This is a genomic window from Paenibacillus vietnamensis (genome assembly GCF_020169515.1).
GTDB classification, from domain to species: Bacteria; Bacillota; Bacilli; order Paenibacillales; family Paenibacillaceae; genus Pristimantibacillus; species Pristimantibacillus vietnamensis.
In genome coordinates this window covers 92,268-111,699 of record NZ_JAHMHW010000012.1, presented here as the reverse complement: position 1 = coordinate 111,699, position 19,432 = coordinate 92,268, and the positions used below count along the sequence as shown (strand labels likewise).

Annotated in this window: 18 protein-coding genes and 4 pseudogenes; 5 read left to right on the top strand and 17 right to left on the bottom strand. The window is 45.4% G+C overall.

Features of this window, described 5'->3' with window-relative positions:
• Positions 1-29: 29 nt before the first annotated feature.
• The 4 genes and pseudogenes from KP806_RS19965 to tnpA form a co-directional block, all read right to left on the bottom strand.
• The gene (locus KP806_RS19965) at positions 30-1,583 is read right to left on the bottom strand and encodes a DUF5050 domain-containing protein (RefSeq protein WP_224725499.1); all 1,554 of its coding nucleotides are present in this window, start codon (positions 1,581-1,583) and stop codon (positions 30-32) included.
• A gap of 385 nt (positions 1,584-1,968) precedes the next feature.
• On the bottom strand, positions 1,969-2,184 hold the full coding sequence (locus KP806_RS19960; RefSeq protein WP_224725498.1) for a hypothetical protein: 216 nt from the start codon (positions 2,182-2,184) through the stop codon (positions 1,969-1,971).
• 164 nt (positions 2,185-2,348) lie between these two features.
• Positions 2,349-3,431, bottom strand: coding sequence for an RNA-guided endonuclease InsQ/TnpB family protein (locus KP806_RS19955; RefSeq protein WP_224725497.1), 1,083 nt, complete (start codon positions 3,429-3,431; stop codon positions 2,349-2,351).
• Positions 3,431-3,846, bottom strand: a pseudogene (gene tnpA, locus KP806_RS19950) (IS200/IS605 family transposase). The gene KP806_RS19955 and the pseudogene tnpA overlap by 1 nt, the downstream one beginning before the upstream one ends.
• 277 nt (positions 3,847-4,123) lie before the next feature.
• Between tnpA and KP806_RS19945 the strand changes: the two are divergent.
• Both KP806_RS19945 and KP806_RS19940 read left to right on the top strand, forming a co-directional pair.
• Positions 4,124-5,080 (top strand): sigma-70 family RNA polymerase sigma factor, encoded by a 957-nt coding sequence (locus KP806_RS19945; protein ID WP_224725496.1) that lies wholly within the window; start codon positions 4,124-4,126, stop codon positions 5,078-5,080.
• A gap of 76 nt (positions 5,081-5,156) precedes the next feature.
• A complete protein-coding gene (locus tag KP806_RS19940) occupies positions 5,157-5,582 on the top strand; it encodes an SRPBCC family protein (RefSeq protein WP_224725495.1) in 426 nt (141 codons plus the stop codon).
• Between the two features lie 77 nt (positions 5,583-5,659).
• Here KP806_RS19940 and KP806_RS19935 read toward each other — a convergent pair whose 3' ends face one another.
• Positions 5,660-6,076, bottom strand: coding sequence for a VOC family protein (locus KP806_RS19935; protein WP_224725494.1), 417 nt, complete (start codon positions 6,074-6,076; stop codon positions 5,660-5,662).
• Between the two features lie 227 nt (positions 6,077-6,303).
• Between KP806_RS19935 and KP806_RS28025 the strand changes: the two are divergent.
• Positions 6,304-6,573 (top strand): annotated as a pseudogene (locus KP806_RS28025) (hypothetical protein); the annotation flags it as partial.
• Here the strand turns inward: KP806_RS28025 and KP806_RS19930 are convergent.
• Positions 6,518-7,102: a tyrosine-type recombinase/integrase gene (locus KP806_RS19930; protein WP_224725493.1), complete on the bottom strand. Its 585-nt coding sequence runs from the start codon at positions 7,100-7,102 to the stop codon at positions 6,518-6,520. The pseudogene KP806_RS28025 and the gene KP806_RS19930 overlap by 56 nt on opposite strands.
• A 191-nt stretch (positions 7,103-7,293) precedes the next feature.
• On the opposite strand from KP806_RS19930, the gene KP806_RS19925 reads away from it, so the two are divergent.
• Together KP806_RS19925 and KP806_RS19920 are read left to right on the top strand one after the other, a co-directional pair.
• Positions 7,294-7,545: an AbrB/MazE/SpoVT family DNA-binding domain-containing protein gene (locus KP806_RS19925; RefSeq protein ID WP_224725492.1), complete on the top strand. Its 252-nt coding sequence runs from the start codon at positions 7,294-7,296 to the stop codon at positions 7,543-7,545.
• Positions 7,542-7,979, top strand: a complete 438-nt coding sequence (locus tag KP806_RS19920; RefSeq protein ID WP_224725553.1) for a type II toxin-antitoxin system VapC family toxin — start codon at positions 7,542-7,544, stop codon at positions 7,977-7,979. The genes KP806_RS19925 and KP806_RS19920 overlap by 4 nt, the downstream gene beginning before the upstream one ends.
• Positions 7,980-8,254: 275 nt before the next feature.
• On the opposite strand, the gene KP806_RS19910 is transcribed toward KP806_RS19920, so the two are convergent.
• The 11 genes and pseudogenes from KP806_RS19910 to KP806_RS19860 form a co-directional block, all read right to left on the bottom strand.
• Positions 8,255-8,473, bottom strand: a complete 219-nt coding sequence (locus KP806_RS19910) for an aspartyl-phosphate phosphatase Spo0E family protein (protein WP_224725491.1) — start codon at positions 8,471-8,473, stop codon at positions 8,255-8,257.
• Positions 8,474-8,844: 371 nt separating this feature from the next.
• Positions 8,845-9,192: pseudogene (locus KP806_RS19905) on the bottom strand (carbohydrate-binding protein); the annotation flags it as partial.
• Positions 9,193-9,215: 23 nt separating this feature from the next.
• A complete protein-coding gene (locus tag KP806_RS19900) occupies positions 9,216-10,847 on the bottom strand; it encodes an extracellular solute-binding protein (RefSeq protein WP_224725490.1) in 1,632 nt (543 codons plus the stop codon).
• 77 nt (positions 10,848-10,924) lie between these two features.
• Entirely contained in the window at positions 10,925-11,782 is an 858-nt protein-coding gene (locus KP806_RS19895; protein WP_224725489.1) for a carbohydrate ABC transporter permease, read from the bottom strand.
• A 13-nt stretch (positions 11,783-11,795) separates the two neighbouring features.
• Positions 11,796-12,704: an ABC transporter permease gene (locus tag KP806_RS19890; protein ID WP_224725488.1), complete on the bottom strand. Its 909-nt coding sequence runs from the start codon at positions 12,702-12,704 to the stop codon at positions 11,796-11,798.
• A 56-nt stretch (positions 12,705-12,760) separates the two neighbouring features.
• Positions 12,761-13,841, bottom strand: a pseudogene (locus KP806_RS19885) (Gfo/Idh/MocA family protein).
• A gap of 22 nt (positions 13,842-13,863) precedes the next feature.
• The gene (locus KP806_RS19880) at positions 13,864-14,076 is read right to left on the bottom strand and encodes a hypothetical protein (protein ID WP_224725487.1); all 213 of its coding nucleotides are present in this window, start codon (positions 14,074-14,076) and stop codon (positions 13,864-13,866) included.
• Between the two features lie 11 nt (positions 14,077-14,087).
• Positions 14,088-14,993, bottom strand: coding sequence for a carbohydrate ABC transporter permease (locus KP806_RS19875; protein WP_224725486.1), 906 nt, complete (start codon positions 14,991-14,993; stop codon positions 14,088-14,090).
• Positions 14,994-15,004: 11 nt separating this feature from the next.
• The gene (locus KP806_RS19870) at positions 15,005-15,895 is read right to left on the bottom strand and encodes an ABC transporter permease (protein ID WP_449589907.1); all 891 of its coding nucleotides are present in this window, start codon (positions 15,893-15,895) and stop codon (positions 15,005-15,007) included.
• Between the two features lie 179 nt (positions 15,896-16,074).
• On the bottom strand, positions 16,075-17,754 hold the full coding sequence (locus KP806_RS19865; protein WP_224725485.1) for an ABC transporter substrate-binding protein: 1,680 nt from the start codon (positions 17,752-17,754) through the stop codon (positions 16,075-16,077).
• A 130-nt stretch (positions 17,755-17,884) separates the two neighbouring features.
• Positions 17,885-19,423 carry a response regulator transcription factor gene (locus KP806_RS19860; RefSeq protein ID WP_224725484.1) on the bottom strand — a complete coding sequence of 513 codons (1,539 nt, stop codon included), beginning with the start codon at positions 19,421-19,423 and terminating at the stop codon, positions 17,885-17,887.
• Between the last annotated feature and the right edge of the window lie 9 nt (positions 19,424-19,432).

The window sequence follows — 19,432 nt, the reverse complement described above, 5'->3', positions numbered from 1 at the left end:
GGAGGCCCTGTCTTCCGGGTTTATTATTCCTACCAGAACAAGGTCTTGTGCTCTTGACCGTTCGTTTTTACGCGGTGGGCATTTGCAGTATTCCTGAAATATATCCATTCGCCTATTACATTAATATTAAAGGGATTGCTGACATCCGCCAGCTTCGTCATAGACGTGCCATTCAGCCTCATCTTATAGAGACCGTCCCACTTGCCGAAGTAGATCCAATCCCCGTGCACTTTAAATTTTTCGATGAAGTAAAGGTCATTAGGATTCATGGCGTTTTTGCTGATATTCGTTACTTTGGTTCCATTCATCTCCATGGAATACAGATCGATAGGCATGGAATCCTTACTGTCGTCTCTTAAATTTTCATGGAAACGGCTGTAGTAGATCTTGCCGTTGGCCAGCTGCATACTGACCGCATATTCCTTTGTATTCACAGCGCTCAAAGAGGTGCCATCCGGCTTCATCCGGTAGACCAGGCTGCACTCTTTGCCATAGCCGCAGAAGCTCTTTTTCAAGAAATAAAGGTAGCCTTGGCTCACTTGCACGTTCGTAATATAACCGTCCTTCAGCTGCTGGAGCACCTTTTTGCCTGAACCGTTTGTCTTCACCCGTTTTAAAATAGCCGTATTCGTGCTGTAATTGTTAGATACATAATAAATCCAGTCCCCACTGACGACAACTTCGTCAATCTGGTAGTCCGTAGTAATCGTAACCGGCGTTGAGCCCGTTTTTTTCACTTTTTTAATCGGATTCTTGCCGCCATAGGAGCCGGCCGTATTCGGAACGACATAATAAATCCAGTCCCCTGCAATATTCATGGACGATGTCGTATCTTGAGTGATGCGCTTCTTCTGCCCTTCCTGTCCGTATGTAAAAACAAATAAGCCTTTGCTCTTGTCAAATCCATCGTTATAATAAACCTTTTTATCCTGAAGCAGCACGGTACCCGGACCCGAAGTTTCCAGCATTACAGGGTACTTGTCCGGAAGAGGCGACGGCTTCGCCGGATCAGGCTTCTTCTCCACCTTCATCATGCTCAGAAGACCTTGGATCAAATCTTCATTGCCTTCTTTTGTTATAGGCCGATCACTTATCATAATGAGCCCGCTCTCCCAATAGACTTGTTTGCCCAATGCTTCGGCAATCGCCCGGAACGGGACATAGGTTCTGCCTAAAATCAATTCAGGTACCGCTCCCATTTCCTTGCCAAGACCGTTAATTCCCATCATTGATTCGCCCAAAAAAAGCTGAATCATCAATTCATCCCGTACAATCTCGACGCCGTTTTTAGCGGAATCCCATTCCACGGTTGCTCCAAAATTCTCCGATACAAACCGGACGGGCACCAAGGTCCTGCCTTGTTTCACAAGCGGAGCAATCCGGCCGTCTCCCGCATCTACGGGAATAAACTGATGGTTTACATAGGCTTTGGGATTATCCACATAGAGAACCATAACGCCATCCAGACGCGGATCACCTGTAACAGCCTCCGCCCGGACAACAGACGCGGACTGCAGTGGAAGCTGTGAGAACAAAATAACTGAAGCGAAAAAAAGTACCCCTAATAATCTGATGTTTCTCATTTTTCTCTCCTGGTCTATGAAGTTGATATGTATAGAAAAAAAGCCTGAAACAAGTTCAAGCTTTGAGCTGTTGGTAAACCCGATTCACATCTCTCGGAGAAAGTATCCTCTCGCTGCGGACCACTAGTAAAATTTCATTCAACATTGTCCCAAAATTTTCTCAAAAAAACAAGGCTAAACGTTTCCAGTTTATAGGACGCTTCCGGGATCAAGTTCTACAGTATTAAATATCAAATAAGCGCACCCAAAAGAATGCGCCATTACTTTTTTTCGCTCGAATATGCGCCACGCTTACTCCAACCATAAGACCTGCAGTTTTATTCATTCCTAAAAAAAGAAAACGATCATTTAGATCGTTTTACTTAAATAATTATGCAAGACGCTCTTATTCAGCAATTGCAAAGAACGAATTAGCGTTTCTGTGTACGATGCTGCCGTCCTTCATTCTAATTGCTGCTTGGCTGTAACCGGCAATTGTTGACACTGGTCTGATTTGCATTCCGCTTTGCATCACTTTAACGAAGGTTTCTTCTTTGATTGCATATTCAAAGTCTTTGTCAGTGATAATTTGTTGTTCCGATTGGATACGGCGTTCATTCATGTTATTGGACTCCTTTATGTTGTTTAAGCACAAGGAATAGAATAACCTATACTGGTGTTCTAAGTAAAACTTTTTTCGAAACAATTAAGAAAAAAGTGAAATCTTTATTATAAAATGAGGTAAAAGATGGTGTACCCAATCAACTATAACTTTTGCATATCTTACTATATGTTCTTCAAAGCTAGATTCAATATATTAATTGCTGCATTTTCGTCACGATCTGCCGTGTATCCACAAGAACATTGATGGACACGAACAGCGAGTGATTTGGGGACGATTTCACCACAATTTGAGCAACGTTGCGAGGTACGGTAAGGATTCACTTGAACAACCTGACGACCGGCGCTTTCAGCCTTATACGTCACGAATTGAACCAGCCCATTCCATCCGCTGTCTGCAATGCTTTTGGCCAGATGATGGTTTTTGACCATCCTTTGTATATTCAAATCTTCAAAAGCGAACAACCCATATTCATTGACCAGCTTTCGCGATACTTGATGAGCGTAATCCTTGCGCTGATTGGCTACCTTCTCATGAAGTCTGGCGAGTTCGCGCACCGCTTTGCGTCGGCGGTTAGAACCGCGTTTTTTCTTCGAGACGGCTCGCTGCTTTTGTTTCAGCTTGTCTTCGCTTTTACGTAGAAACTGCGGCGACTCAATCCGCTCTCCGTCTGATGTGACCGCAAGCCTCAAGATGCCAAGATCAATGCCGATCTGTTTTTCTGACGCGGGAAGAGGTACGTTCTCGACTTCACAAGAAAAGCAGGCGTAATACTTGCCGTTCTTGACCATGATCGTACAGGTCTTGATGTTGCCTTGCGGTTGTCGATGAAGTCGGATTCGCACATCGCCGATCTTGGAAAGCCGAAGATGCTTTCCCTCTATGGAAAATCCGCTTTGCGGGTAGGTAAAGGAGTTGTACCGACTTTCCGGTTTAAATCTCGGGAAGCCTGCTTTTTCGCCAGTTTTGATGCGGCGAAAAAAGGTCTGGTACGCCTTATCCAGCCGTTCCACCACATGTTGAAGAACCTGGGAGTGAACGTTTTTAAGCTCGGGTATGTACTTTTTTCTCTCTGGCAACGTTGCTTTTTGTTCGTAATAGGTCAAGCTCTGCCCTGTTTGCTTGTAGGCAGCGATTCGTTCGGCGAGCAAGCGATTGTAGAGGAGACGGCAGCGTTCCAGCGCAAAATGAATGTTCTCTTGCTCTTCTTTGGCCGGATATAAGCGGAATTTATAGGTTCTCTGCATCAGCCGTCCCCTTTCTTTTGTTTTTCGATGTACTGCTTTATCGCTTGTTCGGAGATCGAACCAATGGTTTCAATGAAAAAGCTGCTGTTCCAGAGATGCCCGCCCCATAATCTCTTTTTCAAATAGGGGAACTTCAGAAACCGTTTTCTTGCAGAGATACCTTTTAACATTTTAACGATGTAGGAGGGGCTATTTTGGAATGTGCAGACGCAAAAACATGAATATGGTCTTTTTCTCCCACCTCCATCATGACCACTTCAAATTCTTTTGCTTGTGCAATTTCTTGGAACAATTCTTTAAGATAAGCTTCGATCTCTGCTGACAATACCGATCGGCGATACTTAACCGACCAAACGATGTGATAATTGACGTTGTAGACGCATGTTCTAGCATGCTTTATATGATCTTTTGTCATACAGATAGTGTACTAGAAATGAGCACTTATTCAAATAGATACAATGATTTTGGAGATACAGATGGTGCAATATTTTACCCCTGATCCCCACAAGGGGGATTTGGGGCAAAGCGGACTTTCATCTGCCCCATTGAAATGGGGAGGATTCCCGTCCGCTCTTCCTAAAATATTTATCCATGAGTACTAAATCCTGCCTATTTATTCGGATTGAGGCTGTCCGCTTCATTGCATATAATGAAGGTACCACCCTTCGGGGAAATCGTAAAGGGAGGCCACGATGAACGAGACCGCATTTGACGAACCATTATTTGCAAGCTTGAAGCCGGGCTTAACCTCGTTCTGTTACCGAATGCTAGGTTCCATGGACGATGCGGACGATGCCGTTCAGGAGACGAGCATTCGGGTCTGGCAGAGCTGGAGCACGTTCAGACAGGATTCCTCGTTCAAAACTTGGGTCTATCGGATTGCCTCCAACCTGTGCTTGGACAAGCTGAGACAATCCAAACGCCGCGCACTTCCCGTTGACCTGTTCGACCCTGCCGTCGCCATCGTCGAGCCGCGCGACACGCTGCCCGACTCTGCCTGGATCTGGCCGTCTCCCGACTTTGGGGGCAATCCGGAGGATCGGCTCGTCCGCAGAGAAACCCTTCAACTGTGCTTCATCGCTCTCCTGCAGACCTTGCCTCCGCGGCAGCGCGCGGTACTCATTTTGAAGGATGTATTTGAATGGTCCTCCAAGCAGATCGCGGAAACGTTGGCGATGTCGTCGGCAGCGGTGAACAGCGCCTTGCAAAGAGCCCGAGAGACGATGGACCGGGCGCAGCTTCGCTCGGATGAGCTCAGCAGCATGGACGTTCAACCGGAGCAGCAGCTGCTGTCCCGGTATGTGGAGGCTTTCGAGCAATTCGATATTGCTGCACTCGTCGCGTTGTTCCACGAGGAAGGCTGCATGTCAATGCCGCCCTTCGAGATGTGGATCCGCGGCAAGGAAGATTTGTCCGCCTTCTATTCACTTACTCGCTGGCATTGCGAAGGTTCGCGATTTTTGCCCATTACGGTGAATGGCGGTTATCCGGCGTTGGCCCAGTATATGCCGGGCAAAGAGGGCTCTGGCCTGGTACCCTGGGGCATCCACGTCATCGAAACCAAAGAAAATCAAATCCTGCACGTTCAAAACTTCATTCATACGCCATTATTTTCGCGATTTGGGCTGCCTGAGCGAATTGACCGATGAATTTCGTCATTGGCTTACGTCTATATCATTGAGAATAACCAAACGACGAATATCATGAGAGAGGTGTCTATTTAAAATGGAAACGAATCAACCGACGAAAGTAACCGTGCAAACCGTCATTCAAGCCCCTGTCGAGAAGGTATGGCGCTATTGGACCGAGCCGTCCCACATCACGAAGTGGAATCAAGCGTCCGAGGACTGGCATGCGCCAAGAGCCGAAAACGATCTGCAGGTCGGCGGCAAGTTTCTGACACGGATGGAAGCGAAGGATGGCAGCATGGGCTTTGATTTTGGCGGCGTCTACGATGTCGTGAATCGGCATGAGGCGATCGGCTACACCATGGAAGACGGAAGAAGAGTGGATATTGCTTTCGTCGATCAAGGGAATGTGACGAAGGTCATTGAAACGTTCGACGCGGAAAGCTCCAATCCCGTCGAGTTCCAGCAAGCAGGCTGGCAAGCGATCATGGACAATTTCAAAGCCTATACCGAACAAAACTAATCATCGCGAAGAAGACGCCGGGGAAGATGCCCGGCGTCTTTCTCTTTGAACCTAGTACGAGGTGCTCTCCGTTAGCCTTAACCTTGTGCCGCATCCATGTTCATGTAGTTAATGGCCCACAGATGGCCGTCCAAGTCCACGAAGCCCCAATGATACATGAACCCATGATCTTCAGGTTCAGCGTGCAATTTCCCGCCCAAGGAGACCGCGGTATTCACGATTTCATTAACCTTTTCCCGGCTCTCGAAGGCCAATGCGATCGTCATCTGCGCATACTTGCTCGTATCGACGGATTCCTTCTCCGTGAGCGTATTAAAGAATGCTTGATTGATCAGCATGACCTGCAGGTTGTCGCCGATCACGATGGCTACCGAATTCTCGTTGTCGGGGAATTGCGGGTTGAGCTCGAATCCGAGTCCGGTGAAGAACGCTTTCGATTGTTCTACGTTTTTTACAGGCAGGTTGAAGCTCATGAATGCGGACGTTAATGCCATTTTCAAAACACCTCTTCGTCAAATTAGTTTGTGTTCATTTATGCCTTCGTTTATATAGACGACAGCCGATCCGGGAATTCATCGGTCTCATGGATTCGGAAGCATAAATTTTGAAAAATAACTTGGTATGGAGTTCGGATACCCGCCATTCCCATAAGTTTGCTTATTCTTATTGTGCAGGGATAAAGATTGTTTGCAATTTACTTAAAGAAAAGTACAGGCAAAAAATGACGGGCAGAACGAGCACAATTGTAAAAAGAATAGAATGTATCTATTTGCCAGCAACTAATACAGAAGAGTCAGCAAAATGGTATACTGATCACCTCGACTTAAAGCTGCCGAGACCTGCGCATGAGCACCAGGCACACCTAGGTGTCAGTCAAGAACAGGCAATATTTTTAATCAAGTCGAAAGAACCATCTAACGCTAATTACACGGAAATCAATGGTTCGGAGCAATGTATCCTGACCATGGAAGTTGAAAATTTCGATGAACTTCATACGAGTATGAGACAGAATGGAGTTCATATAACTTTTCAACAAACCCCGCCGACGTGGCTTCTGGCGGTCTTGTATAAATCGTTAAATATCGTTTATTGCAATGACGCAGCAGCCGTTCTAAATCTTGCTCCGTCACATCCGGCTGTTTCGCGAGTTCATTGGCAAAGGTATGGCGCAAATTATGCGGCCGCAAGGGTGAAAGGTGGCGCTCCGGATCTTTCATCTCTGCATCGTGCCATTTCCCGATTTGTTCCAAGATGCGGTTAATGGAGCGAGGATACAGCCGGCCATCTGCTTTACGCGCTGGTGTTCCTTTCGCACTCAAGAATAAAGCGAGCGTTTCATCCGAAGCATCCAGCTGACGCTCCTCTTCCAAATAATCGGCCAGGGCAGCCCTTGCATCGGCCGACAAGTACTCGGTTCCTTCCGTTTTCCCCTTTCCGCGTATCCGGACGATCTTTGCACTGCGAGCTGCACGCAGCTGCACGGGGTCACTAGGTTCGACTTGCTCCAAATTCAAATTCATCGCACTTCCGATCTCCTGTTATTTCCAACTCGAGGTAGCGGTCTTTCCAAAGTGTCAGCCGGTCCTCTTCCGGGTCATAAACCGAAAAATTCTTCCGTGTCGTGTTTTGTCATTCGTTCTTAAGGTTGGATTAAATTTCTGTAAGTGTGATAAAATGAATAATAGTAAGACGGATATGAGGACGGTGTGATATGGAACATAATATTAAATTGGAAAGCGAAATTCGGACGAAGTATCAGATTACGATTCCAGAGGAAATACGCGTGAAGGCGAAATTAGCAGTTGGCGATAAATTATTATGGCAGTATGACGAGGTTCGAGACGAAATCATTGTCATGCCAAAACCAAAGTCGTTCGCCGACAAACTTTGGGGACTTGGAAAAGAATTATGGATCGATGAACCCAGTCATGATTATGTTCGGAAGGAGCGAGAAAATTGGTGAACGCCTCCTCCCTCTCTTCGTTTAAGAAAATCGCGTTGGACACAAACATTTTTATTTATGTGATTGAGCAGCATCCTGAATTTGGTGAGAAAGCGAAGGGGCTGCTCGAGCAAATTGAGGAAGGGGCCTTTTCTGCCGTTGCTTCGACCATTTCATTGACCGAGATCTTCGTGAAACCAATTCGCGATGGAAACCTCGCTTTAGAAAAGCAGTACAAGCTCCTCTTTGCTCATTTTCCAAATCTTTCGGTTGTGTCCGTTGACCATGCAGTGGCCGAACGGGCCGCTTACCTACGAGGAAAATACGGAATGAAAACTCCGGATGCACTTGTGATCGCATCTGCCATCATTGCGCAAGCAGATGTTTTTGTTACAAATGATCTCCGATTGGAACAAGTAGAGGAAATCCCTTGTAAAAGTTTAAATCAAATATAAAGGTAAAAATAAAGGCTGGTTCCGCTAAACATGCAGAACCAGCCTGAGTTTATTTTTATATCCGTTAAAAGAGCCGCTTTTACACTTTATTCCTGTGTGGAAAACAAGAAGGTTAGGAGCTGCCCGTGAGAATACTCCAGGGATTTATGAATCCAGTCATTGATTTTGATATTTCCAAGGGAGAGCGCCAGACACAAGCTTTTTTAGACCGCGGGATACCCTACGGGAAGATCTTCAAGTTTAAGCATGATCTTGAGGATTAGCAGCCTTTCTCATCACGCCTGTCGTCGCGACAACTTGTCCCAAGAATAGAAATTTGCCGATAAATGAAATTTTTCATATGCTTTGCTCGCCTTCACCAAATAATAGGTGTTTAGCAAACCGTCCAACTTTTGCGACTGTTCCACCACTTGTGGAGCACTCAGGCTGTATCGCCCGGTTAATTGATGCATGTTGTGTCTCGCTTCCTCGATCTGCTTCAGAAGCTTGTCCATCCGTTTCTACCTCCCCTCCCTCATCGTTCACCAATTCAAAAACGTCCCCCTCTCCTCTTAGAGCGGTTACTTCATATCAAAAGTAATTCATCACATGAAAAACCGGACCCTCTACACTACAAGGAAATCCGGTTTTCGAGCGACAACAAACGGGTATAGCAGAAGTCAGCTGGTCGGAAAATACACCGATTCCGTCCAACTGGGAACCCCAAGATTAAGTATACCGACAAGCCATTACTGTCGATATCCGGTACCGGTACAGTCCGCACCGATGGAGTTTACTTCAGCGTTGGATATTATTGCACCTGTCTCCGCTTCATGAAGTCGTACCACCGTTATAATCAGCCATAAAGGTCGTAATACTTAATTCCCTTGTTAATTGCAACAATAACAACCTTATCGTCGCTTTTATATGCGGATGTGTAAACGTCAGTGTCGGGATTTTTTATTGCATCAACCCGAACATAACTAGGACGAACAAATTTTGAGAAATGAGCCATATTATAGCTGCACTTGCTTTTCGTACCGTCCTCTTTCATCGGGCCGTCCCCCCTGCGGATATACCACCATACATAGGACTGGAAATCTCCTTCGACCAAAACATTGTGCATATGATGGGAAACCTCCAATGCCTCAGGCCAGCGATCCGCCGAGTTGGTGTCACTATTTGGATGATATTTTTCCGTCATCCAGAGTTCTTTTCCCTCGCCTTTTTCTTTGACGGGACAGTGAAACCAGCGAATCATTGACCATTTTGCGCATCGTAATTCTTGATGTAATCGTCCAGTACGGCCTTTCCTCCCTGATCCATGAACTGTTGAACCGAGGATTTGTACAGACTCTCGAATTCGGCCGGCTTAGCAAAAATCAGTTTGGCAAGCAATTGAGCCGACAGACTCGTAAGCTGTGAGCGGTATTTCGATTCAGCTTCATTCGGCATCGAATAGTAGTAAGGTGCGTAATAGTCTTCCATCGATACCTTTAACGCGTTCTCCACCTCTTTCTCAAAACCCGGATATCCGGCAGAAACGGCTGCCGCATTCTTCTCCGGATCGCCGAGTTCGATACCATTCGAGAGGATATCGTAGTCGAGGTTGTTGGCCACCGTCATCATCTTATCGCCTGATGTTGTCGTTCCCGTCTGGACCGGAACGCCATTCACCATGTTGTAGTCCTCGCCTTCCTTACCATTCTGGAGGAAGAGGGTATTTTCAGGGTCGGCCATCCAGTTCAGGTACTGGATCGCGAGGTCAGCGTTCTTGCTGAATTTGGGCACAAAGATATATATGCCATTCGGGCTGTACCCTTGCTTAGGATGTTTACCTGCATCATTCTGCCACGGACCGATCGGAATAAGCTCTGCGTCCGGGACGTTTGCTTTGAGGTTGGTGTAGGTGCCGGGAGCGGTTCTATACGGGCCGTCCCAGTTCGTGTGAAACGCTCCGACTTTGCCGTTGGAAATATCGGCGTCGCTCTGTTTACCGTCCTTGTCGGTCGCGAAATACGGGCTTATCAACCCCTCGTGATACATCTTGTTCATATATAGGACGGCTTTATCATACCCCGGCAAATTCCACGGCGGTACAGACAAGTTTGACGCTTGAAGCGTAGCAAATTCTTTTTCCGTGAGGTTGGATGGTTTAAAGGATTCAAAAATATTGCCCACCCCCGGATTGGTAGAACTCAAGATATATGCATAAGGAATAACTCCGGATACGTTTCCAGGATTCTTCTCCTTAAATGCTACCATGGTGTCATAGAACTGTTCCGCTGTCGTGGGGACAGGGAGCCCCAGTTTATCGAGCCAATCTTTGCGTATAAAGGTATTAAAACCTGCGAGAAACGTCCTTTTTGCCGGTATGGCATATTGCTTGCCGTTAAATTGACCATACTTTAAAATATCGTCTCCAAGATAGTCTGTGAGAGCAGATCCATGTTGTTCGAGAACGGAACCCAGATCCGTCAACCCACCTTGCTGCACATATTTATGAACGGTTGCTGAGTCGTACGTGAATACAATGTCAGGCGCATCGCTGGATGCCATCAATACGTTCAGCTTTTCTACTTCCTGGGATCTGGGGACGGTAACGAACTTAACGGTGGCATTATACTGCTTGCCGAAATTATCGTTGATATACCTTGTCCAGTAGTTATTGTTCAAATCGGGCTGTCCGGGTTTGCCTCTGTCGAAAACTTCGACAGTTAACGTTCGATGTTCTTTTGGCGTACTGTCGCTTTCCGTACTCGGCGCGTTGCTTGACGCTTGTGTGTCGGTTGACGTGTTCTTGCCGTTTGATGAACAAGCAGCCAATGTCGACACGATCAAGAACGTTACCAAAGCAACAAGCAAAAATTTGGATGCTTTCACCTTCATGTAGACCTCTCCTTAAGAAATATTTATTTATATAAATGTGCGAAATGAATGGGACCCTTCATTCCACGCCATCTATATCAACCTTTAACGGCACCGATCATAATGCCGGATACAAAGTATTTCTGAAGCCATGGATACACCAGCAGAATCGGTATCGTGCCAAACATAATGGCTGCTGCCTTCAACGCTTCCGACGGCAAATTGACGACGACGTTTTCGCCAGCGAAACTCTGTGAAATATTGATCACGTTATATAGCTTAAGCTGGATCGGATAATACTTCTCGTCTGAGATGTAGAAAAGAGCATCCTGAAAATAGTTCCACCGGAAGACGGCGTACAGCAAACTCATGGTAGCAAGTGCCGGCTTGGAAAGAGGTAAGACGATCTTCAGCAGGATCTGAAGGTCGTTGCATCCGTCCAGGTGGGCGGCCTCCTCCAGGCTATCGGGCAAACTCTGAAAGAACGTTTTCATAATGATCATGTAATACACGCTCATCAGCCCCGGAAGAACCAGCGCCCATGGAGTGTTTAATAATTCCAGATTCTTTATATTCAAATAGTCCGGAATCAAACCGCCGCTAAAATACATGGTAAACAACATCATCAGGAGAAAAAACTCTCTGCCACGGAGTCTCTTTTTCGTCAGTGGGTAGGCGGCCAAGATGGTCGTAATCAATGCCAGTAGCACAAATCCAACCGTCAGAATGACCGAGTAGAATAAGGAATACAACATGCTGGTATCCGCAAAGACAACTTTATAAGCTTCAATATTGAAATCTATGGGATATATGGTCACAGATTGAGATACTATGGCTCTGTTAGAACTGAATGACTGCGATAAAATATAGAGAAAAGGTACCAGGCATAAGAAAACCGAAATTAAAATAACGAATGCAATGATATAGTCAGACATTCTCTTTTTTTTAAGTAACATGGTCGTCATCTCCTTACCAAATTCCGTTTTCGCCCAGTTTGCGGCTAATATAATTGGAACTTAACAAAAATATCAAACAAATAACGGACTGGAACAAGCCGACTGCCGTACCTAACGAAAAGTCCGCGGTTTGAATGCCGACTCGATAAACATAAGTGCTAATCACATCGCCGAAATCCATAACCAGGTTGTTTTGGATGTTGAAGGGACGATCGAAGTTAATCGCCATAATATTGCCGATTTGGAGAATCAAAAGAATGACGATGGTCGGGCGAATACCCGGCAACGTAATATGCCATATTTTTTTAAATCTTCCTGCACCATCTGCTTCAGCAGCTTCATATAATTGGTTGTCAATTCCCGTCATCGCTGCTAGATACAAAATAGTTCCCCACCCCGCATTCTGCCAGATGCCGACAAAAATATAAGTTCCAACCCATGCGTATTTATCCGTAAGGAACGGAAAGGTATGACCTCCCATATCGGCAATCAAGGAGTTGAGCATGCCCGTGGGAGAAAACAATTGGGCAACGATTCCGCCAATAATGACCCAGGAAAGGAAATGGGGCAGGTACAAGATGGTCTGGCTTGCCTTCTTAAACTTCGTCCATACCAGTTCATTGATTAAAATAGCCAAAATAATCGGCGCCGGAAATCCCACGATCAAATCCAAACCGTTTAGCACCAACGTGTTTCTTACCACTTGAAAGAATTGTTTCGAAGAAAAAATTTGCTTGAAGGTTTCAAAATGATTCCAGGGGCTGCTGTTCATGCCCTGAAAAATGTTGTAATCCTTAAAAGCGATCTGTATGCCATACATGGGGGCATATTTAAAAACCAAAAGATAAGCAACAGGGATAACCAACATCAAATAAAGGCGAAAATCATGTTTAATGTAGTAAAAGACCCCTTTTTTCACCATAAACTGCAACCTCCATCCAAAATCTCTAGGCTTGACGAATCTTCATTGACGAATGGCTATGATACGCCTTCAATGAATTGGGCATCGCGTTGCGCCACCAAGCGAAGCTCAGCCGCCTTAAAGGCGTGATCCTGAGTCATCGCAATCTCCGTACGGTTCAAACAGTCCAAAATCAGTTCCCCGAAGTACGGATATCCGATCTTACCGGATACGTCGAAATGAAACTCGCCCTCATGATTCACAAGGTAGACATGTCCACCGCTTTTCTCTCTGGCTATATCTACGTATTTCCGCAATTCGATATAACCGTCGGTACCCAGAATAATCGTCCGACCGTCTCCCCATGTGCTGAGACCATCCGGCGTAAACCAATCGACACGGAAGTATCCCGATGAACCGTTAGCGCCCACCATGTTGCAATCTCCGAAATCCTCGAACGTCGGATATTGCTTATGGTTATAATTAGCTACCTGGCTGTTCACTACTTTCGCGTCCTTGGAACCTGTGTAGAACAAAAATTGCTCGCATTGATGACTGCCGATATCGCAAAGAATGCCGCCAAATTGTTCTTTGTTAAAAAACCAATCCGGCCTTGACGGCGCGCTATCCGATGCGGACCAAATCCACTTACCTGCAGCACGCTCCCGATCGCGCCCCGATCGATCAATTGTCCTGCATAGACCGCGCTTTCCACGTGTATGCGCTTACTGTAATAAAGCGCGTACTTCATGCCGGTCTGCACTACTTTTTGCCTTGCTTGCTCCAGCTGCTTCAGCGTTGTAAAGGGGGCTTTGTCCGTAAAATAATCCTTGCCGTGCGACATGACGCGCAATCCCAGCGCACAACGTTCCGAGGTGATGGCAGCACCGGCAACCAATTTTACGGCCGAATCCTGCCGTACCTCCTGTTCGGATCTGCCGCCTTGACTTCAGGGTACATTTGAATGAATTTATCCACCTTGGCTCGGTCCGGGTCGTACACCCATTTCAGCTGTCCACCGGCTTCGATAAGCCCGTTGTACATGCCATAAATATGCCCGTGATCGAGTCCGATTGCCGCAAACGGAAAAGCTCCCTCTTCGCAAACCGGTGCAGGCTTTCCTTTTGGGGCGTAGTTCATGCCGTCTTTTGTATGCATCGCATTTATCTCCTTTTTCGAGTTATTTCGAATAATCACTGCCGAGCGTAATCGCATTCTCCAGAAGGAAACCACCGATGAGCTTCTCATAAAAGTGAGGAGCGTTCGCAAGCAAGCCGTTTCTCGAATAGAAGAGGCTGTCCTTCGCCATCAAAAGAGACACGTCGCCGATCGTCTGACCGGCGGCATCTATTGTTAATTGAGCTATCGTTCCCATTCGTAAACGGTTATGCATATTTGTCCGCTTTATTCCTTAACACTGCCAAGCTGCATGCCGTGCACAAAATACTTTTGTAAAAACGGATAGACAATAATAATAGGAACAGATGCAACGATGGTGATGGCCGCCCGAATGGAAGCCGGGGTTACAACCTCATGAGTCCCTTCCATTGCTGAACCACCGTTGGTGACAGCAGAGCTAGAATTCAAATTCATAGAGGATGATAAGAGCTTCATCAACTCGTATTGCAGCGTACTCAGTTCCTGTTTGGAGGAGGCATACAGGAAAGTATCAAACCACGAATTCCACTGGCTCACTGCAACAAACAGCGCCACCGTGGCAAGGACTGGCTGACATAGAGGAAGAATAATGGACATAAATGTTCGGAAGTCTCCTGCTCCGTCGATCTTGGCTGATTCAATGAGCCCTTCGGGCAGGGTTTGAATGTAGGTACGGATAATAATCATATTGTAGGCACTAACAAGGCCGGGTATAATGTACACCAAAAAGCTATTTACCAAATGCAGGTCTCTGATAAGGAAATAATGCGGAATAAGCCCCGCGCTGAAATACATTGTCATAATTACAATAATGGTCATGGGCTTACGGAATACATATTCCTTCCGGCTTAGCGAATAAGCCAGCATGGAGGTCACAAAGAGGGCTAGTACCGTGTGAAGTACGGTTCTGGCTACCGAAATCCAGAAAGCGTGCAAGAGTGTTCCGCCTGCAAATACCGCTCTGTAGTTCTGATCCGTCCACACCCGAGGCCATAAATAAATTCCTCCCCGGATGGTATCATTACCGGCATTTAATGATATTGCAATGGTGTTCAAAAAAGGATAAAGCGTTACAACCGCTATCAAAATCATAAACATTATGTTGAATGTTTGAAAAACAACCGGTTCTAACTGATATTTGTTCGTTCTCATCTGGTCCCTCCTTATACCAGTCTTTCTTCACCAAGCCGTTTAGATATTGCATTGGCCCCTGCAATCATGACGATGCTGACCACTGTCTTAAAGATTCCTGCAGCAGTTGCCAAGGAATAGTTGCCCACTTGTAAGCCGTATTTAAGTACGAATATATCAATGGTTTGCGACCAATCCACAACAACACCGTTGCCCAACAAATATTGAACCTCAAAACCCGCATTTAAAATCCAGCCCAGATTCATAATCAAAAGAATCACAATGATGGATTTGATGCCAGGCAAGGTAATATTCCACATTTTCTGATACCGGTTGGCTCCGTCTATGTCTGCCGCTTCGTATAAAGATGGGTCAATGGAGGTAATGGCTGCCAGATAGATAATGGTCCCCCATCCAAGGTCCTTCCATACATGTGAAGCCCCTACAATCGCCCAAAAATACTTGGGATTACTCAGCCACATAATAGGCTCATCAATAAAACCAAGCTTCATCAATACTACATTTAAAATGCCGTTATCTACAGTCAATACATTAGCTACAATACCTGTTACGATAATCCAAGATAAAAAGTGAGGCAAATAAGAAATCGTTTGAATGGACCGTTTAAACCATTTAACTTTTACCTCATTAAGCAAAAGTGCCAATATAATAGAGGTTACAAAGCCCAGCATCATGTTGATAAAGCTCATGGCAAGGGTATTGCGAAGTACAGTAAGGAAAACAGAGTCACTAAACAAAAACTTAAAATGCTTGAAACCAACCCAGGTTTGTTCTGTAAAATCCTTTATCGGGGTATAATCCTGAAATGCCATCGACCAACCCCAAATTGGATAATATGAAAATAATAGAACATAAGCAAGGACAGGCAGCGACATCAGTATCAACTGCTTTTGTCCGCTCATTCGCTTTAGTAAAGATGGTCTTGAATGAAAAAAAAATGCATCTTTTTCTGGTTGCGTGGCCATGGAAATGTCAGCCATGAAATTCTCTCCTCCTGTCCTTATTACGCCATTCTGTTAGATGGACTGTGGAAATCACGCTTCTGACCTCCACCAGTCCATCAGGCCCATATTCTAGCTATTTATTTGTTAGTCCAGTTCTCGATTCGCCATTGAATCTGTTCATTAATACGGTCCTCGTACGCCTTCACGTTAATTTTCTTGAAAGCGTTGACATATTCGTTCCAAGTGGATTCGAATTGATCTTGTTTGGACATAATCACTTTAGGCAAAAATTTGAGCGATGCATCATTCATTTGCTTGTTTGCGATAGCAGCTGGTGATCCGTCTAACAGAGAAATTTGCCAAGCCGGATAATAAACCGGGTTTTCCGGGGCAGGGGAGAAAAACTCCGTCCAGGATTTATAACCATATGCATCGAGCACTTCTTTATCCCATGGCTTCAATACCTCATAGAATTCTCCCGGCTGGCCGCCAGGAGAGGAAGCATTTCCGTCACTGTATGTGCCTTCCCATTTAGGCGCCTGAGCGAGGAACGCCTCTGCCTTGTTTGCTAGCTTCCAAGTCGGATCCGCCTGTTGTTCACGTTGCTCTTGTGTGCGATAAAACAAACCGTTTTCATCTACCTTGTAATCGATATCCTTTTCTCCCCAGTTCAGCAGTTTCTGCCAATCTTCCGTAATCAGGGTATCCAAGAACTTGATGATGCGAACTGGGTCTTTGGCATCCTTGGTTATGCCAAAGCCATTGTTCAGGTTAGCAACGCTGCGGTCACGATAATAATCCTTGATGTTCGAATCATAAACCAGTGGGATGCCTACATACGTTCGATTCCCCTTATTCTGGGCAACCAACGCTTCCGTCGCCTTGCTAAAATTCCATTGTTGGTCAAACATGCCAAGCACGCGGCCGGAGGAAAGCTTGGCCAAATATTGGTCATAGTTTTGTACGAAGGCTTCTTTGTCCAGCAGACCTTCATTGTACAGGGTATTCAGTTCCTTATAATACCGTTTGGAGATTTCTTTATCTGAAAATACGGTGGCGACACCATTATCCACAATCACGTTTCCATCATTGGGATAACCGGCCAGATGCTCCGGAGCATTGACAAGAGGGAACATCTTGGATTCTGAAGCAAATGTAGTGAATGGAATCGTTGGTTGACCGTCAATCTCGGGATGCTTTACGGCATAGTCGCGGATTAATTTCAAATAGTCATCCAGCGTCTTCAGCTTCGGGTAACCTGCTTCCTTCAAGACCTCCTTCTGGATCCAGAAGGCAGGGCCCGAATGCGTTGTGGCAGTCACCTCTCCGGTAAAAACACCGGTATTGGGCAACCAGTAGATATGGCCATCAGAGGAATCCTTCATCCGGTTCCAGCTTTTCTCGTAATGCTTCTTCAAGTTGGGAGCGTGCTGTTCAATTAAATCCTCCAGAGGAATGACCGCCTTTGCCCCAACCAGCTTCGTATCTCCTGTGATGATATCAGGATAATCTCCGCCGGCTATCATAACTCCGAGCTTCTGTTGAAGGTCCCCAACAAGAAACTCCATCTTAAGCGTGACGCCAAGCTCATCCTTGATTTTCTTGTAGATCCGATTGTCTGCAGTTGGCTGCTGATTTGCCGACTTAATAAATGCGGAAATTGTGATTGGTTCCAACTTTCCGCTGACTTCTCCCCCTGAATTGCCCGAAACGCTTCCTTGCTTATCTGCTCCGTTGTCATTACCGTTGCAACCGACTAGCGCCAAACTCAATGCCAGCACAAGCAGCCCGGAGCCTAAAAACTTTAATCTTGCCATTTATGCTCCTCCTTTAGTCCTTTAGTCTAGAAATATCTTGCTTCTTTACTATAAAAAAATGCAAGCGATTTCAACATACATAAATTCATGTTTAATCTCCCCCTAATTAAACTTTTGCTCCCTTTGCATATTATTGAGAGGAATGCGCCCTGTAATCTCCCGGTCTCATACCTGTTCTCCGTTCAAATTGCTTTAGAAAATATTGATAACGTTGGTACCCAATAGACTCTGCAATAGACGTTGAGGTCATTTCAGTCTCCCGCAAAAGCCGTTTCGCTTCCTCTATGCGAAGATTATGAAGATAATCCAGGATTCCAACCCCGTATCGGCGCAAGAAAGATTGACCTAAATAGGCAGGATTCATATGAAATCGTTCCGCAATATCCTTAATGGTAATGGGATCAGAATAATGAGAACGTAAAAATGCAGCAACTTTCTCCTGTGTACTGCCAGCATGCAGACTCTGTAATTGGGAGCAGAGCATCTGGCACTTCAAACAGTATTTCTCCAATAACGTAAAAGCATCATGTAGTCGTCTGTCGTAGGAAGAAACTGCTGCAGCCGCAAAATCATCCATCAGCATATTGGGTTTTCCACCCAGCTCTTTATAAACAGAAGCGCAGCGGAGCATGACCTGAGTAATGAAAATGCGGACCAATTCCGGCAATATCATACTTTCCTCAAAGAAATGAGACGTCTTCCGAACAACAGCGGACAACTCCTCTGGAGCCCCGTTTTCCATCATTTTTAAAATGGAATCAGTTATCTTGAGCACCTTAGGATCAGAAGATAGTAATTTATCCTTAATCTCCTCATAATAAACTAATCTATTCGGGCCAAAAAAAAGAAATTGTTCCGCTTCTTTCGCACAGTTGTATGACTGGAACAACAGCTCTAACTTATCCACGACACTCCCTACAGCTATTTCAATCTTGCCGGGTGCGATCATTTGCATGGTTTGAAGCAATTGCTCAGCAAAAGTTTGAACATCTGTATGTCCTTCCCCACTTAATCTAAGTACCATTCCAAAGGTCAATCGCTCCATATCAACCAGATAACAACAGTCTTTCTCCTCTGTAATGCGTCGTGCCACCTCTCTAGCCATAGAGTAATTCTCTGCCTCTGTTCCTATAAGGCAATAAACCCATTGAGATGCTTTAGCAGACAAGGAAGACAGAACATTTGATACAGTTTTGCGTTTATTCTCTCCATTATCAAATAACAGAACAGACAGTTCATGTTCAATCAAAAAACGATCTGCATGAATCTGGAGTAGCTTTTGCTGTTCCCGTTTTATAAACTCCTTTTGGAGCCGAAACAATACATCACCTACTTCGACACTGTCAATAGGTTTGGTCAAATATAAAGTCACCCCCAAATCCATAGCCTGAATGGCATAATCAAAATCATCATATCCACTCAAGATAACAAATTTGGTCCATTCATTGCCTTGTCCTCTGATCTCGCGGATGAGGCTGAGTCCATCCCTTACTGGCATACGAATGTCGGTAAACACAAGATCGGGCGTTACCTCCATAATAGAACGAAGTGCTTCTTCGCCATTATTGTACACAGAATGAATCTTAAATCCGTGTTTTTCCCAATCTACCATAAACTGCAGCCCTTCCAGGGCCAAAGGTTCGTCATCTACCAAAATAACCTTATACACGTTTTGCAC

Bases quoted from the DNA above. Each gene is read 5' to 3' on its own strand.
- KP806_RS19955 (WP_224725497.1), bottom strand. From the start codon at position 3,431: ATGCAGAGAACCTATAAATTCCGCTTATATCCGGCCAAAGAAGAGCAA.
- KP806_RS19895 (WP_224725489.1), bottom strand. From the start codon at position 11,782: ATGTTACTTAAAAAAAAGAGAATGTCTGACTATATCATTGCATTCGTT.
- KP806_RS19865 (WP_224725485.1), bottom strand. From the start codon at position 17,754: ATGGCAAGATTAAAGTTTTTAGGCTCCGGGCTGCTTGTGCTGGCATTG.
- KP806_RS19870 (WP_449589907.1), bottom strand. From the start codon at position 15,895: ATGAGCGGACAAAAGCAGTTGATACTGATGTCGCTGCCTGTCCTTGCT.
- KP806_RS19875 (WP_224725486.1), bottom strand. From the start codon at position 14,993: ATGAGAACGAACAAATATCAGTTAGAACCGGTTGTTTTTCAAACATTC.
- KP806_RS19910 (WP_224725491.1), bottom strand. From the start codon at position 8,473: ATGGACAAGCTTCTGAAGCAGATCGAGGAAGCGAGACACAACATGCAT.
- KP806_RS19945 (WP_224725496.1), top strand. From the start codon at position 4,124: ATGAACGAGACCGCATTTGACGAACCATTATTTGCAAGCTTGAAGCCG.
- KP806_RS19925 (WP_224725492.1), top strand. From the start codon at position 7,294: ATGGAACATAATATTAAATTGGAAAGCGAAATTCGGACGAAGTATCAG.
- KP806_RS19935 (WP_224725494.1), bottom strand. From the start codon at position 6,076: ATGGCATTAACGTCCGCATTCATGAGCTTCAACCTGCCTGTAAAAAAC.
- KP806_RS19940 (WP_224725495.1), top strand. From the start codon at position 5,157: ATGGAAACGAATCAACCGACGAAAGTAACCGTGCAAACCGTCATTCAA.
- KP806_RS19930 (WP_224725493.1), bottom strand. From the start codon at position 7,102: ATGAATTTGAATTTGGAGCAAGTCGAACCTAGTGACCCCGTGCAGCTG.
- KP806_RS19965 (WP_224725499.1), bottom strand. From the start codon at position 1,583: ATGAGAAACATCAGATTATTAGGGGTACTTTTTTTCGCTTCAGTTATT.
- KP806_RS19960 (WP_224725498.1), bottom strand. From the start codon at position 2,184: ATGAATGAACGCCGTATCCAATCGGAACAACAAATTATCACTGACAAA.
- KP806_RS19890 (WP_224725488.1), bottom strand. From the start codon at position 12,704: ATGGTGAAAAAAGGGGTCTTTTACTACATTAAACATGATTTTCGCCTT.
- KP806_RS19880 (WP_224725487.1), bottom strand. From the start codon at position 14,076: ATGCATAACCGTTTACGAATGGGAACGATAGCTCAATTAACAATAGAT.
- KP806_RS19900 (WP_224725490.1), bottom strand. From the start codon at position 10,847: ATGAAGGTGAAAGCATCCAAATTTTTGCTTGTTGCTTTGGTAACGTTC.